Below are 13,286 nucleotides of genomic sequence, written 5' to 3'. Positions count from 1 at the left end.
AACAGTAGGGTTCGGCGCTAAACTGCCAACCCCGAACGCCACGGCAATACGAGGCTCACGCATGCAGTATCGCGACTTGCGCGACTTTATCAGCGGTCTGGAAAAGCGCGGCGAACTCAAGCGCATCCAGGTTCCGGTGTCCCCAGTGCTCGAAATGACCGAAGTGTGCGATCGCACCTTGCGCGCCAAGGGCCCGGCCCTGCTTTTCGAAAACCCTACGGGCTACGACATTCCTGTACTCGGCAACCTGTTTGGCACCCCCGAGCGCGTCGCGCTGGGTATGGGCGCCGAAGCGGTCAGCGAGTTGCGCGAAATCGGCAAGCTGCTGGCGTTCCTCAAGGAACCCGAGCCACCGAAAGGCCTGAAAGACGCCTGGTCCAAACTGCCGATTTTTCGCAAGATCATCGCCATGGCGCCTAAAGTCGTCAAAGACGCGGTGTGCCAGGAAGTGGTCATCGAAGGCGATGACGTCGACCTTGCGATGCTGCCCGTGCAGACCTGCTGGCCCGGCGATGTCGGCCCGCTGATCACGTGGGGCCTGACGGTCACCAAAGGTCCGAACAAGGATCGCCAGAACCTGGGTATCTACCGTCAGCAAGTGATCGGTCGCAACAAGGTCGTCATGCGCTGGTTGAGCCACCGTGGCGGCGCGCTGGATTATCGTGAGTGGTGCGAGAAGCATCCTGGTCAGCCGTTCCCGGTGTCTGTGGCCCTGGGCGCTGATCCGGCAACGATCCTCGGTGCCGTGACGCCTGTCCCTGACAGCCTCTCCGAATACGCCTTCGCCGGTCTGCTGCGGGGCAACCGCACCGAACTGGTGAAATGCCGTGGCAACGACCTGCAGGTACCGGCCACCGCCGAGATCATCCTTGAGGGCGTGATCCATCCGGGCGAAATGGCCGACGAAGGTCCGTATGGCGACCACACCGGTTACTACAACGAAGTCGACAGCTTCCCGGTATTCACCGTCGAGCGCATTACCCATCGCATCAAGCCGATCTACCACAGCACTTACACCGGCCGTCCCCCAGATGAGCCGGCGATTTTGGGTGTCGCCCTGAACGAAGTGTTCGTGCCGATCCTGCAGAAGCAGTTCCCGGAGATCACCGACTTCTACCTGCCGCCCGAAGGTTGCTCGTACCGCATGGCCATTGTGACCATGAAGAAGTCCTATCCCGGCCATGCGAAGCGGGTAATGCTGGGTGTCTGGTCGTTTTTGCGACAGTTCATGTACACCAAGTTCGTTATCGTCTGTGACGACGATATCAATGCACGGGACTGGAACGACGTGATCTGGGCCATCACCACGCGCATGGACCCCAAGCGCGACACGGTGATGATCGACAACACGCCGATCGACTACCTCGACTTCGCCTCGCCGGTGTCCGGCCTGGGTTCGAAGATGGGGCTCGATGCCACGCATAAATGGCCGGGCGAAACCACCCGCGAGTGGGGCCGGGTTATCGTCAAGGACGAAGCCGTGACCCAACGGATCGATGCCATCTGGAATCAGTTAGGAATAGATTGATGCGTGTAACCTTGCAGCCTTCCGGAGCAGTGCTTGAGATTCTGCCCGGCGAGCGGATTCTTGATGGAGCGCGGCGCCTGGGCTATGAGTGCCCGCAGAGCTGCCGCAACGGCAATTGCCATGTGTGCGCTGCACTGTTGGTGGAAGGTCGGGTCGAGCAGACCGGCAATGTGCGCGACCACGGCGAGTTCTACACTTGCATAGCAGAGCCGCTGGAAGACTGCATCGTGCTGTGGGATGGCGTGCTCGCGCTGGGAGAATTGCCGGTGCGCAGTTTGGCGTGTCAGGTCATTGAGTGCAGGGACGTCGGCGGTGACACCTGGCGAGTCAGCCTGCGAGCGCCCGCCGGCAAACCACCTCGCTACCACGCCGGTCAGTATTTGATGATCGAGCGCGAGAACGGCGAAAAATCCGCATTTTCCCTGGCCTCGGCTCCGCACGCGGGACGAGACCTGCAAATCCATGTGCTGGCGCGCGAAAGTAGTGCGCTCAACCTGATCGAGCAGTTGCAACGCAACCCGTTGGTGCGCATCGAGATGCCGTTCGGTGATACGCATCTGGCGGAATTGCCGGATGGTCCTCTGGTGCTGATTGCCGCTGGCACGGGCATGGGTCAGATCCATAGCCTGATCGAGCATTGCCGGGCTGCGGGATTCAAACATCCAGTCCATCTGTATTGGGGCGTGCGTCGTCCCGAAGATTTCTATGAAATCGAGCATTGGGATGAATGGCTGAAATTGCCGAACCTGTTCCTGCACAAAGTCGTTAGCGATCAATGCGGCTGGGAAGGGCGCTGCGGCATGCTGCATGAGGCGGTATGCGAGGACTTTTCGGACCTGAAGCCACTGCATGTGTACGCGAGCGGTTCTCCAGCGATGGTCTATGGCACGCTGGATGCGCTGGTCGAAGCGGGGATGGATGCTCATCAGATGCGCGCCGACGTATTTGCGTACGCGCCTCGATCTTGATCCTCGCTCTATTCGTTATAACTCACCATATAGCCGATCGGTATTTATAGAATCTTGTAAATACCGGTAGGTTATATCTATCAAAGGCAACTTTTAAAGAACTGTGCCATGGCACTTAAATTGCCTTAAAACATATGTGCCTTATTGTTACAGCGGTGCGTTCTATTAAGTAATTCTTCACTCGCGGGGAGCTGAACGCTAATCGCCATGAGCGCCATTGAATCTGCTTTTATGAATCTGGCTTACCCTCCGCGGCTCGATCTGGGGCCGCAGCTCACTCACGAACAATTGCTCAGCTCGATGCAGTCGACCATGGCGCGCCACAAAGGCGGGCCGGTCTGGTTGTTCGCTTATGGTTCGTTGATCTGGCGCCCTGAATGCCCGGCCGTAGAACGTGTGCGCGGCCGAGTGCATGGCTATCATCGCGGTCTGTACCTGTGGTCCCACGAACATCGCGGCACACCGGAAGTGCCGGGTCTGGTCTTTGGTCTGGATCGTGGCGGCTCTTGCAGCGGTTTCGCCTATCGCTTGCCCGAAGAGCAACTTGATGCGTCGCTTTACGCCCTGTGGCAACGCGAAATGCCATTCCCGTCCTATCGCCCACACTGGCTCAACTGCCGTCTCGAAGACGGCAGCCAGGTTCAGGCATTGAGCTTTGTGTTGGAGCGGCACCTGCCCAGCTATGCCGGCAACTTGCCGGATCATGTGCTGAGCCAGGTATTCGAAAGCGCTTGCGGACGTTACGGCACGACTCGCGATTATGTCGAGCAGACCGCACACGCCCTGCGCAGCCACGCCATGCCAGACCGAAATCTGGAGGCGCGGCTCAAACGCTGCAAGTCATCGGGCGATCAGGCGACCGCTTCACGGCCCTGACTGGCCACTTGTTTGTGCCACAGCGTGGGGGCGAGGAACGCCATTGCCAGCAGGCACGAGCCGATCAGTAGAACGAAGCCGCCATCCCAGCCGAAATGGTCCACGGTGTAGCCCATCGCTGCACTGGCCGCGACCGAACCGCCCAGATAGCCGAACAGCCCCGTGAAACCTGCCGCAGTACCCGCCGCTTTTTTCGGCGCGAGTTCCAGTGCCTGCAAACCGATCAGCATGACCGGGCCGTAGATCAGGAAGCCGATCGAAACCAGCGCGATCATATCCACCGTTGGGTTGCCGGCCGGATTCAGCCAGTACACCAGTGTCGCCACGGTCACCAGGGCCATGAACACCATGCCGGTCAGGCCACGGTTGCCACGGAAGATCTTGTCCGACATCCAGCCGCACAGCAGCGTGCCCGGAATACCGGCCCACTCGTAGAAGAAATACGCCCAGGAGGTTTTATCCACGGAGAAACCCTTGGCCTCCTTCAGATAGGTCGGCGCCCAGTCCAGTACGCCGTAGCGCAACAGGTAAACGAAAACGTTGGCCAAGGCGATGTACCAGAGCATCTTGTTGCGCAGCACGTACTTGACGAAGATTTCCTTGGCGCTGAATTCTTCTTCGTGGCTGGCGTCGTAGCCTTCCGGGTAATCGTTCTTGTACTTCTCAATGGGCGGCAGGCCGACCGATTGCGGGGTATCGCGCATCGTAGCGAAGGCAAATACCGCTACCGCCAACGCGACTGCGGCGGGCACATAGAATGCGGCGTGCCAGTCATTGAACAGGCCCATGCCGAGCAGGAACAGCGGACCAATCAGGCCTCCGCCAACGTTATGCGCCACGTTCCACAGTGACACCACGCCACCGCGTTCTTTCTGTGACCACCAGTGAACCATGGTTCGCCCGCTCGGCGGCCAGCCCATGCCCTGCGCCCATCCATTGATGAAGAGCAGGATGAACATGATGGTCACGCTTGACGTCGCCCACGGAGCGAAGCCGAAAATGAACATGACCCCCGCCGACACCAGCAGGCCGAACGGCAGGAAGAAGCGCGGGTTGGAGCGGTCGGAAACGATGCCCATCAGGAACTTGGACAAGCCGTAAGCAATGGCAATGGCCGACAACGCCAGGCCCAATTCACCGCGGGTGTAACCCTCTTCGATGAGATAGGGCATGGCCAAGGAGAAGTTTTTGCGCAGCAGGTAGTAACCCGCATAGCCGATGAAAATCCCGGCAAAAATTTGCCAGCGATGACGTCGGTAGGTGCTGTCTATTTTTTCGTCAGGCAATGGAGCCTGATGTGCGGCAGGACGAAAGAAAGCAAACATTCAAGAGCTCCAGTTTTCTTGTTTTGACTGCGGATGCGAATGTTACAGTTTCGTTACCGAAAATAGCACCGGTTCGCATGGGTCAAACAGCGGAAATATTGAAGATCGCATGTTCTTTTACGAACATGTCGCTCAGACGTAAGTACAGGACGTTGTGGGAAACGTTACCTTGGCGTCATTCAGTCCTGCGTCTTCTCGATTTAACGGACGTTTCTCGGAAGGATCCTTCGTTCAAACAGGAAGTCGTGACGTTCTGTTTCAGGTCGTGGAGCCGTAACCTTTGCAGGAAGCAGTTGTGGAATTTTTATTCATGGAGGAGAGCGGTATGCGGCGGTTAGCCATTTTGCTTTTGCTGGTGTTGGCAGTGGAGATCAAGGCGCAGGAAGTGCTGTTGATTCCGGAGGACAACCCCAGGCCTGTTTACCCAAGGGCTCAACAGCGGGCCGGGGTTACCGGCGATGTTCGAGTCAGCTTTTATGTTAATGCCGATGGTTCCGTTAACAGGGTGAAGATTCTGAAGGCCGACGATCCCGATCTGGCTGAAGCTTCCAAAGTTGCGATAGAGAAGTGGCGGTTCAAGCCGTGGTCAGTGGAAGGTGATCGACCGTCTGAGCTGGAAGTGGTCGCGCCGCTGCTATTCCGACTGGATCTGACTTCGCCCATTCACACCAATCAGTGGATCAAAGAACTGAAGTGCCGCGACATTAACGAAGAGTTGCTCCATGCCCCGGAGTACGCCTGGATTGATGCCAGACCGTTTCATTACACCCGGGCTTATCTGTCGAACGTATTTCATACCACCCAGCTTCCCAGGGAACAGCGCCTGGAATGGATTGCAAAGCTGAACAAGCGTGTACCGACGATTGTCCAGCAATGCAGGGCAAGCCCTGTGCGCAAGTACATGAGCTTGCTGCCGGAGGAGATTCGGAAGTTGCTTTAGTAGCGTGAGGAATCGGTGATCCGGACTACTTTGCCGCCGCCTGGATCACCTCATTCGAGTTAGCTTAACGAACCTGCACCACCACTTTCCCGACGGCCTTGCGCTGGCCGAGATCATTGATTGCCTGCGCGGCATTGCTCAGCGGGTACACCTGCGACACCAACGGCTTCAACTTCCCTTCAGCGAACCAGCCGAACAACTGCTGGAAGTTCGCGGCATTGTCCTGCGGTTGACGTTGCGCGAACGAACCCCAGAATACGCCGACGACCGCGGCACCCTTGAGCAAGGCCAGATTTACCGGCAATTCGGGAATGCGCCCGCTGGCGAAACCCACCACCAGCAGGCGGCCGTTCCAGGCAATGGCGCGGATGGCCTGGTCAAACAGGTCGCCGCCGACCGGATCGTAAATCACGTCCGCACCCTGACCATCGGTCAGGCGCTTGATTTCGTCCTTGAGGCTGGTTTCGCTGTAGTTGATCAATTCATCTGCACCGGCCGCCTTGGCCACGGCCAGTTTCTCCGCGCTGCTGGCGGCGGCAATCACACGAGCGCCCATGGCCTTGCCGATTTCCACAGCGGCCAGCCCGACACCGCCCGATGCGCCGAGCACCAGCAGGGTTTCACCCGGTTGCAGATTGCCTCGTTGCTTGAGCGCGTGCATCGACGTGCCGTAGGTCATGCTGAAGGCGGCGGCGGTATTGAAGTCCATGGACGGTGGAATCGGTAACACGTTGTAGCCGGGAACGGCCACCTGTTCGGCGAAGCTGCCCCAGCCGGTCAGGGCCATGACCCGGTCGCCGACTTTCAGATGGCTGACTTTCTCGCCCACCGCACTGACCACTCCCGCCGCTTCACCGCCCGGGGAAAACGGGAAGGGCGGCTTGAACTGATATTTACCCTCGATGATCAGCGTGTCGGGAAAATTCACCCCGGCGGCATGTACGTCCAGCAGGATTTCATTCTTCTTCGCGACAGGACTGGCGACGTCTTCCAGCACCAGCGATTCGGCAGGGCCGAAGGCTTTGCACAGCACGGCTTTCATCAGGGCTATTCCTTTGGGAGTGATGGCCGATAAGTGTAGGTGTGTGAGTCGATGGGTCAACGAGCATGCCCCGCCCTGATAACCAGCCATAAGCTTGTGCTTGAGGAAGGGGTCGTTATGCTAGGCCGCAAACCGGATAAGGAGCGAATTGTGAAAGCGTGGATCATGTTGATGTTGGCCTTGTCGCTGCCTGTTGCAGCCATTGCCGAAGAAGCCAAGGAAGAGGCAGCGCCGAAGGTCAACTACGTCACCCTCAGCCCGCCGTTCGTGGGCAATTATGGGTTGGACGGGACGCCGAAGCTCAAGGTCTACAAGGCTGATGTAGCGTTACGTGTGACGGGGGATGAGGCGAGCAAGCTGGTCAAGGCCAATGAACCGTTGATTCGCAATCAACTGGTGGCGTTGTTTGCCCAGCAAACGACTGAGGCGATGAACAATGTGGATGCCAAGGAAAAGCTTCGTCAGGAGGCCTTGAGGCAGACCCAGCAAATCATGAATGACGAGACCGGCAAGCCGGTGGTCGAGGATTTGTTGTTCAACAACCTGATCATCCAGTAATCCTGGATCCTGTAGGAGCAAAAACTTGCTCGCGGTAGCGTTCTCCAGATCGCCATCGCGGGCAAGCCTTGCTCCTACAAAAGCGCTCGCACCGTGGCCCACTGCTCAGCGGTCACCGGCATCACCGACAGTCGCGAGCCTTTCTGCACCAGCGGCATCTCGGCCAGCGCAGTCTGCTGTTTCAGGTAATCCAGCTTAAGCACCTTGGGAAACGTCTCGACATGCGCGACATCGATCGCGCTCCAGGCGTTTTTCTCTGCGCTGGCCTTTGGGTCGTAATAATGACTCTCTGGCTCCAGCGCAGTCGGGTCCGGATACGCCGCTTCGACAATCTTTCCGATCCCGGCAATACCTGGCTCAGGGCAACTGGAGTGATAAAAGAAAAACTCGTCACCCACCGCCATGGCCCGCAGAAAATTGCGCGCCTGGTAGTTGCGAACACCGTCCCAGCGCGCGTTGCCAAGCTTCTCCAGATCTTTGATCGAGAGCTCGTCGGGCTCGGATTTCATCAGCCAATAGGCCATGGTTTTTGCTCCTTGCGGGTTGAGTGGGCAAGTTGTCAGGCAATTTTATGACAAACCGACAGTCGGTTGACGCCAGCGTTTGCGTGTAGGGTCACGTTGTCGCAAAATGCCGGCCTTCTTAGCTTGACGCTGCTGCACGGCCTACAACGGAAACCGCTGCTGTCATCGTGTTGATGTGCCTTTGGGGGGCAATCGATGAAACGCAAACCGGATTTACTATGGATATTGGTTATTTTGTTCGGTCTCGGCGTCGTGACCACCGGCTATGCCCAAAGCCTGTGGAACAACACTCCCGATGCGCCGATTGAAATCGCCCAGCAACAACAGCCGTCGGCTTACAAACGCTAAAACTGTCTTTCGACGCCGCTGATACCAGTGGCGTCTAGCCTGCGAAATACCACGCCTTGTCCGTTACCGTTCCTTGCAACGGCACATCCCAGCTCGCCTGAGCCAGCCGCTCCACCTTCTGACATTCATGGGCCAGTCCCAATAGCGTCGGCTTGCGCCAGTTTTTGCGTCGGGCCATGTACGCCAGGCTTCGATCGTAGAAGCCGCCACCCATCCCGAGTCGTCCGCCGACATCGTCAAACCCCACCAACGGCAACAGCACAAGGTCCAGCGTCCAGACTTTTCGTTGTCGGGCAACGTTGTGCCTGGGTTCAAGAATGCGGAAGCGGTTGGGTATGAGCTTTTCGCCTGGACGGATCCGCTGGAACACCATTTTGGTTCGCGGCCAGGCACTGAGCACCGGCAGGTAAGTCGCTTTGCCCCGACGTTGAGCGGCACGCAGCAGCAGGCGCGGGTCTATTTCACCATCGGTGGGTAGATAAAGAGAGAGGTGTCTGGCGCGGCGGAACAGCGGGTGCTGGGCCAATTGCTTGTACAGCCCGCGAGCGGCCTTGCGTTGCTGACTGGGTGTGAGTGCGCGGCGGGCCTTGCGCAGCATGCGTCGAAGTTGCGGGCGGGGAAGCAGCGCAGGTTCGGTCATGAATTCGGGCTCGGGAGGGCGGATACTCAAATCGTACCCGTAAAAAAGCCGATGCCGGTATTTAAACCGGCATCGGACTGGAATCAGGCTCCCCGGATGAACCGCTGCTGACTTAGCCCTTGAACCCGAAAGTTCAAGGTGGAAGATGCAGTAGGCTTTAAGGCTTTCCGTCTAGCGGACATGCACACCAGCCCAACGTGCAGCCTCCAGGGTAGTGCGAATCGGCTCAGGGACGTGGTCAACTGGCAAGCACCCCAGGGAGTGATGCGAGTATACCTCAAGCTGTTTCACGTTTCAGCCCTTGGTGACGTCCGGATCGGTCGCGAGCACCAGATCGACACGATCCAGAAGGTCGCGAACCTGCTCTCGCGTCGAGCCGCTGGCCTGCACATCCGGGCGTTCTTCCTTGTGCAGAAGATCGTGGGTGATGTTCAGCGCAGCCATCACGGCGATGCGGTCGGCGCCGATGACTTTGCCGCTGCTGCGGATTTCGCGCATCTTGCCGTCCAGGTAACGGGCGGCGCTCACCAGATTGCTGCGCTCTTCCTGGGGGCAGATGATCGAATATTCTTTATCGAGGATCTGCACGGTAACGCTATTGCTTGAACTCATGAGTCTTGCTCCAGGGCCTTGAGGCGCGAAATCATCGATTCGACCTTACGCCGGGCGATTTCATTTTTTTCAATGAGGTGCGCGCGTTCCTCGCGCCAGGTCTTTTCCTGAGCTAATAGGAGTCCGTTTTGGCTCTTTAGTTGCTCGACTCGGTCAATTAGCAACTCGAGTCTCGCCATCAGCGCTTGCAGGTCTGTGTCTTCCATTGTGTCCACTGAGATTGTGTCTAGAGTGTGGTAGCTGGCGGACAGCCTTTAATAGTCTTGGCGAGTCTGTCGATGTAGGATACAAGGCCTTCATTCTAGACATAGCGCCGTCTGGCGCCTAGCTGCCCATGCCCATTCAGAATTCCCCGTACCAAGCCTTCACCACCCTGCTGACTTCCAGCGGTCATAACGTCTCGCCTGCCGAACTGCATGGCCTGTTGCTCGGTCGCAGTTGCGCCGGTGCCGGCTTCGATGCCGAAGGCTGGCTGGTCGATGCCGCCGAACTGCTCGAAAGCGAGCCGCAGGATAACGTCCGCAATGCCTTGATCGGCTTGCAGGAGATGGTCAAAGGCGAGCTTACCGGCGACGACGTGACCGTCGTGTTGTTGCTGCCCACCGATGACGAGCCGCTGGCTGACCGTGCCGCTGCACTGGGCCAATGGTGCCAGGGCTTCCTCAGCGGTTTCGGCCTGAACTGCCGTGACAGCAGCATGCTGAGCCCCGAAGCCACGGAAGTCCTGCAGGATCTGGCGGCCATTTCCCAGGTGCAAGACGCTCTGGAAGAGTCCGACGACGGTGAAAGCGACTACATGGAAGTGATGGAGTACCTGCGCGTTGCACCGCTGCTGCTGTTCAGCGAAACCAAAAAGCCGGATGCGCCTGCTGCTGCCAAGCCGTCACTGCATTAATCGACTGCCAGGGAACGCCATCTGCCCATGATTCATATCCCGAAATCGGAATACAGCCGTCGCCGCAAGGCCTTGATGGCGCAGATGGAACCCAACAGCATCGCCATCCTGCCCGCCGCTGCGGTTGCTATCCGCAATCGCGACGTCGAGCACGTCTACCGTCAGGACAGCGATTTTCAGTACCTGAGCGGTTTCCCCGAGCCCCAGGCTGTTCTCGTGTTGATGCCCGGACGCCTGCATGGCGAATACATCCTGTTCTGCCGTGAGCGCAACGCCGAACGCGAGTTGTGGGACGGTCTGCGCGCCGGTCAGGAAGGCGCCATTCGCGACTTCGGTGCTGACGATGCCTTTCCCATCACCGACATCGACGACATCCTGCCGGGCCTTATTGAAGGCCGCGACCGGGTCTATTCGGCCATGGGCAGTAACCCTGAGTTCGATCGGCACCTGATGGACTGGATCAACGTGATCCGCTCCAAAGCGCACCTTGGCGCCCAGCCGCCGAACGAATACGTTGCCCTGGATCATCTGCTGCACGACATGCGCCTGTATAAATCGGCGGCAGAAGTGAAGGTGATGCGCGAGGCCGCGCGGATTTCCGCCCAGGCGCACATCCGCGCGATGCAGACCAGCCGGGCAGGGTTGTATGAGTTCAGCCTCGAAGCCGAGCTCGACTACGAGTTCCGCAAAGGCGGGGCGAAGATGCCGGCCTATGGTTCGATTGTCGCGGCGGGGCGCAATAGCTGCATCCTGCATTACCAGCAAAATGACGCCGTCCTCAAGGATGGTGACCTGGTACTGATCGATGCCGGTTGCGAAATCGATTGCTACGCCAGCGACATCACTCGTACCTGGCCGGTTAACGGCAAGTATTCAGTTGAACAAAAGGCGATCTACGAGTTGGTGCTGGCTTCGCAGGAAGCCGCCTTTGCCGAAATCGCCCCGAACAAACACTGGAATCAAGCCCATGAAGCCACGGTCCGGGTGATCACTTCGGGTTTGGTGAAGCTGGGTCTGTTGCAGGGTGACGTAGACGAGCTGATTGCCAGCGAAGCCTACAAGGCTTTCTACATGCACCGCGCCGGTCATTGGCTGGGCATGGATGTGCATGACGTCGGCGAATATAGGGTCGGCGGTGAATGGCGCGTGCTGGAGGTCGGCATGGCGCTGACGGTGGAACCGGGTATCTACATCGCCCCGAACAACCAGAACGTAGCGAAAAAATGGCGCGGCATTGGCGTGCGCATCGAGGACGACGTAGTGGTGACCAAAAACGGTTGTGAAATCCTGACCCAAGGTGTGCCGAAAACAGTCGCCGAGATTGAGGCCTTGATGGCCGCTGCACGGACACAAGCGGCATGAGTCGGGTCAATCTGGCAATCATCGGGGGTGGTCTGGTCGGCGCCAGTCTGGCGTTGGCATTGCAGGCCGGGGCCAAGGCGCGAGGCTGGAAGATCGTGCTGATCGAGCCGTTTGCGCCGGGTGACACCTATCAACCGAGCTATGACGCCCGGTCGTCGGCGCTATCTTTCGGCGCCCGACAAATTTATCAGCGGCTGGGCGTGTGGCAGGAAATCTCCCGCCGCGCCGAGCCGATCAAGCAGATTCATGTTTCAGATCGCGGACGCTTTTCCACCGCGCGGTTGTCGGCGATGGAAGAGGGCGTTCCGGCACTCGGGTATGTGGTGGAAAACGCCTGGCTCGGTCAATGCCTCTGGCAAGGTCTGGACAAGGACGTGATCAGCTGGCGCTGTCCTGCTGAAGTCACCCGGATGGAACCGCTGACCGACGGCTATCGCCTGACCCTCAACGATGAAACCACCCTGGAATGTGACCTTGCAGTCCTGGCGGATGGCGGTCGTTCCGGGCTGCGCGAGCAGTTGGGCATCGGCATCAAGAAGCGTCCGTACAACCAGAGTGCGCTGATCGCCAACATTACCCCGAGCGAATCCCACAACGGCGTGGCCTTCGAGCGGTTTACCGACGACGGCCCGATGGCGTTGCTACCGCTGCCGGACAATCGCTGCGCCCTGGTCTGGACGCGTCTGGGCATGGACGCGCAACGGCTGGCGGCGCTGGACGATCGCGCATTCCTCAGCGAATTGCAGGGGGTGTTCGGTTATCGCCTCGGCACGCTGAAACAAGTCGGCGCGCGGCATTTGTACCCGTTGGCGTTGATCGAAGCCGAAGAACAGGTGCGCCCGCATCTGGCGATTCTCGGCAACGCCGCTCACAGCCTGCACCCGATTGCCGGACAAGGCTTCAACCTGTCGCTGCGTGATGCTCAGGCGCTGGCCGATGCGTTGCTGGCGAGCGAGACAGCGCCTGGCGACTTCGCCACATTGCAGGCGTACCGCGAGCGCCAGCGTCTGGATCAAAACCTGACTGTAGGCTTCTCCGATCAAGTGACCCGTCTTTTCGGCAGCACCCAGCCGCTGGTTTCCCTGGGCCGTAACCTCGGTCTGCTCGGTCTCGATCTGTTGCCGCCAGCCAAGCGCTGGTTTGCCCGGCAGGCCATGGGTTTGGGTACCCGTCCAGATGCTTAAGTGGCTCACCAGCAGGTTCGCAAAAGCGCGGTTGATGCGTTGGGCCATGACTTTCTACCCACCGTATCTCGGCGCCGGTGTGCGGGTGCAGCACATCAGCGAAGATTTTCGCGATGTTCGGGTGTCCATGGGCCTGAGCTGGTACAACCGCAATTACGTCGGCACCCAGTTCGGCGGCAGCCTGTACTCGATGGTCGACCCGTTTTTCATGCTGATGCTCATGGAAAACCTGGGCCACCGTTACATCGTTTGGGACAAGGCCGCTGATATTGATTTCATTTCGCCGGGCAAAGGTCCGGTGTTCGCCCGCTTCACCATCGACGACACCTTGCTCGATGAGATTCGCCGGCAGACCGCCGATGGCGAAAAATACCTGCCGCAATTGCAGGTCGATATTCATGACGGCGCGGGTCACTTGGTGGCGCGGGTCGGGAAAACCCTTTACGTGCGGCTCAAGCCGCAAGCGAGACAGGCTTAAAGCATG

General features: G+C 58.7%; 16 protein-coding genes and 1 other RNA gene. 10 read left to right on the top strand and 7 right to left on the bottom strand.

The genetic code is table 11. The features are described 5' to 3' along the window. Positions 1-61: 61 nt before the first annotated feature. The 3 genes from ubiD (at position 62) to ACA063_RS28115 (ending at position 3,372) form a co-directional block, all read left to right on the top strand. Positions 62-1,528 carry a 4-hydroxy-3-polyprenylbenzoate decarboxylase gene (ubiD, locus tag ACA063_RS28125; RefSeq protein WP_497664153.1) on the top strand — a complete coding sequence of 489 codons (1,467 nt, stop codon included), beginning with the start codon at positions 62-64 and terminating at the stop codon, positions 1,526-1,528. Continuing rightward, positions 1,528-2,496 carry a CDP-6-deoxy-delta-3,4-glucoseen reductase gene (locus tag ACA063_RS28120; protein ID WP_497664152.1) on the top strand — a complete coding sequence of 323 codons (969 nt, stop codon included), beginning with the start codon at positions 1,528-1,530 and terminating at the stop codon, positions 2,494-2,496. The genes ubiD and ACA063_RS28120 overlap by 1 nt, the downstream gene beginning before the upstream one ends. 207 nt (positions 2,497-2,703) lie before the next feature. After that, a complete protein-coding gene (locus ACA063_RS28115; protein WP_497664151.1) occupies positions 2,704-3,372 on the top strand; it encodes a gamma-glutamylcyclotransferase in 669 nt (222 codons plus the stop codon). Here ACA063_RS28115 and glpT read toward each other — a convergent pair. Beyond that, the gene (gene glpT, locus ACA063_RS28110; protein WP_162440466.1) at positions 3,348-4,697 is read right to left on the bottom strand and encodes a glycerol-3-phosphate transporter; all 1,350 of its coding nucleotides are present in this window, start codon (positions 4,695-4,697) and stop codon (positions 3,348-3,350) included. The two genes, ACA063_RS28115 and glpT, sit on opposite strands and share 25 nt — an antisense overlap. 295 nt (positions 4,698-4,992) lie before the next feature. Here glpT and ACA063_RS28105 point away from each other — a divergent pair, with 295 nt between their 5' ends. After that, positions 4,993-5,637: an energy transducer TonB gene (locus ACA063_RS28105; protein ID WP_497664150.1), complete on the top strand. Its 645-nt coding sequence runs from the start codon at positions 4,993-4,995 to the stop codon at positions 5,635-5,637. Between the two features lie 64 nt (positions 5,638-5,701). On the opposite strand, the gene ACA063_RS28100 is transcribed toward ACA063_RS28105, so the two are convergent. Continuing rightward, the gene (locus ACA063_RS28100) at positions 5,702-6,679 is read right to left on the bottom strand and encodes an NADPH:quinone oxidoreductase family protein (protein WP_007899393.1); all 978 of its coding nucleotides are present in this window, start codon (positions 6,677-6,679) and stop codon (positions 5,702-5,704) included. A gap of 150 nt (positions 6,680-6,829) precedes the next feature. Between ACA063_RS28100 and ACA063_RS28095 the strand changes: the two genes are divergently transcribed. Beyond that, entirely contained in the window at positions 6,830-7,237 is a 408-nt protein-coding gene (locus ACA063_RS28095; protein WP_497664149.1) for a flagellar basal body-associated protein FliL, read from the top strand. 74 nt (positions 7,238-7,311) lie between these two features. Here the strand turns inward: ACA063_RS28095 and ACA063_RS28090 are convergent, their stop codons facing one another. Beyond that, a complete protein-coding gene (locus tag ACA063_RS28090; protein WP_497664148.1) occupies positions 7,312-7,761 on the bottom strand; it encodes an EVE domain-containing protein in 450 nt (149 codons plus the stop codon). A 195-nt stretch (positions 7,762-7,956) separates the two neighbouring features. On the opposite strand from ACA063_RS28090, the gene ACA063_RS28085 reads away from it, so the two are divergent. Beyond that, positions 7,957-8,109: a hypothetical protein gene (locus tag ACA063_RS28085; RefSeq protein ID WP_497664147.1), complete on the top strand. Its 153-nt coding sequence runs from the start codon at positions 7,957-7,959 to the stop codon at positions 8,107-8,109. Positions 8,110-8,143: 34 nt separating this feature from the next. Here ACA063_RS28085 and ACA063_RS28080 read toward each other — a convergent pair whose 3' ends face one another. The 4 genes from ACA063_RS28080 to ACA063_RS28065 form a co-directional block, all read right to left on the bottom strand. Continuing rightward, positions 8,144-8,749 (bottom strand): 5-formyltetrahydrofolate cyclo-ligase, encoded by a 606-nt coding sequence (locus ACA063_RS28080; RefSeq protein WP_497664146.1) that lies wholly within the window; start codon positions 8,747-8,749, stop codon positions 8,144-8,146. A gap of 85 nt (positions 8,750-8,834) precedes the next feature. Further along, a non-coding RNA gene (ssrS, locus tag ACA063_RS28075) (6S RNA) lies at positions 8,835-9,013 on the bottom strand. Between the two features lie 30 nt (positions 9,014-9,043). Continuing rightward, the gene (locus ACA063_RS28070; protein ID WP_007942435.1) at positions 9,044-9,361 is read right to left on the bottom strand and encodes a cell division protein ZapA; all 318 of its coding nucleotides are present in this window, start codon (positions 9,359-9,361) and stop codon (positions 9,044-9,046) included. Continuing rightward, a complete protein-coding gene (locus ACA063_RS28065) occupies positions 9,358-9,567 on the bottom strand; it encodes a TIGR02449 family protein (RefSeq protein WP_003177365.1) in 210 nt (69 codons plus the stop codon). The genes ACA063_RS28070 and ACA063_RS28065 overlap by 4 nt, the downstream gene beginning before the upstream one ends. Positions 9,568-9,695: 128 nt before the next feature. Between ACA063_RS28065 and ACA063_RS28060 the strand changes: the two genes are divergently transcribed. Genes ACA063_RS28060 through ACA063_RS28045 form a run of 4 tightly spaced genes read left to right on the top strand, consistent with a single transcriptional unit; the run spans position 9,696 to position 13,280 of the window. Continuing rightward, positions 9,696-10,256: a YecA/YgfB family protein gene (locus tag ACA063_RS28060; RefSeq protein ID WP_162438430.1), complete on the top strand. Its 561-nt coding sequence runs from the start codon at positions 9,696-9,698 to the stop codon at positions 10,254-10,256. Positions 10,257-10,283: 27 nt separating this feature from the next. Next, positions 10,284-11,618, top strand: coding sequence for a Xaa-Pro aminopeptidase (pepP, locus tag ACA063_RS28055; RefSeq protein WP_497664145.1), 1,335 nt, complete (start codon positions 10,284-10,286; stop codon positions 11,616-11,618). After that, entirely contained in the window at positions 11,615-12,802 is a 1,188-nt protein-coding gene (gene ubiH / locus ACA063_RS28050; protein ID WP_497664144.1) for a 2-octaprenyl-6-methoxyphenyl hydroxylase, read from the top strand. Before pepP ends, ubiH begins: the two co-directional genes overlap by 4 nt. Further along, complete coding sequence (locus ACA063_RS28045) at positions 12,795-13,280, top strand: DUF4442 domain-containing protein (RefSeq protein WP_162438427.1); 486 nt, start codon at positions 12,795-12,797, stop codon at positions 13,278-13,280. The genes ubiH and ACA063_RS28045 overlap by 8 nt, the downstream gene beginning before the upstream one ends. Positions 13,281-13,286 lie beyond the last annotated feature (6 nt).

This window comes from Pseudomonas sp. LBUM1643, assembly GCF_059716215.1.
The sequence above is the reverse complement of the archived record's forward strand: the minus strand, read 5'-3'. Positions and strand labels throughout refer to the sequence as shown.

Coding starts and splice junctions, on each gene's coding strand:
- ubiD (WP_497664153.1), top strand. CDS start 62: ATGCAGTATCGCGACTTGCGCGACTTTATCAGCGGTCTGGAAAAGCGC.
- ACA063_RS28120 (WP_497664152.1), top strand. CDS start 1,528: ATGCGTGTAACCTTGCAGCCTTCCGGAGCAGTGCTTGAGATTCTGCCC.
- ACA063_RS28115 (WP_497664151.1), top strand. CDS start 2,704: ATGAGCGCCATTGAATCTGCTTTTATGAATCTGGCTTACCCTCCGCGG.
- glpT (WP_162440466.1), bottom strand. CDS start 4,697: ATGTTTGCTTTCTTTCGTCCTGCCGCACATCAGGCTCCATTGCCTGAC.
- ACA063_RS28100 (WP_007899393.1), bottom strand. CDS start 6,679: ATGAAAGCCGTGCTGTGCAAAGCCTTCGGCCCTGCCGAATCGCTGGTG.
- ACA063_RS28090 (WP_497664148.1), bottom strand. CDS start 7,761: ATGGCCTATTGGCTGATGAAATCCGAGCCCGACGAGCTCTCGATCAAA.
- ACA063_RS28085 (WP_497664147.1), top strand. CDS start 7,957: ATGAAACGCAAACCGGATTTACTATGGATATTGGTTATTTTGTTCGGT.
- ACA063_RS28080 (WP_497664146.1), bottom strand. CDS start 8,749: ATGACCGAACCTGCGCTGCTTCCCCGCCCGCAACTTCGACGCATGCTG.
- ACA063_RS28070 (WP_007942435.1), bottom strand. CDS start 9,361: ATGAGTTCAAGCAATAGCGTTACCGTGCAGATCCTCGATAAAGAATAT.
- ACA063_RS28065 (WP_003177365.1), bottom strand. CDS start 9,567: ATGGAAGACACAGACCTGCAAGCGCTGATGGCGAGACTCGAGTTGCTA.
- ACA063_RS28060 (WP_162438430.1), top strand. CDS start 9,696: ATGCCCATTCAGAATTCCCCGTACCAAGCCTTCACCACCCTGCTGACT.
- pepP (WP_497664145.1), top strand. CDS start 10,284: ATGATTCATATCCCGAAATCGGAATACAGCCGTCGCCGCAAGGCCTTG.
- ubiH (WP_497664144.1), top strand. CDS start 11,615: ATGAGTCGGGTCAATCTGGCAATCATCGGGGGTGGTCTGGTCGGCGCC.
- ACA063_RS28045 (WP_162438427.1), top strand. CDS start 12,795: ATGCTTAAGTGGCTCACCAGCAGGTTCGCAAAAGCGCGGTTGATGCGT.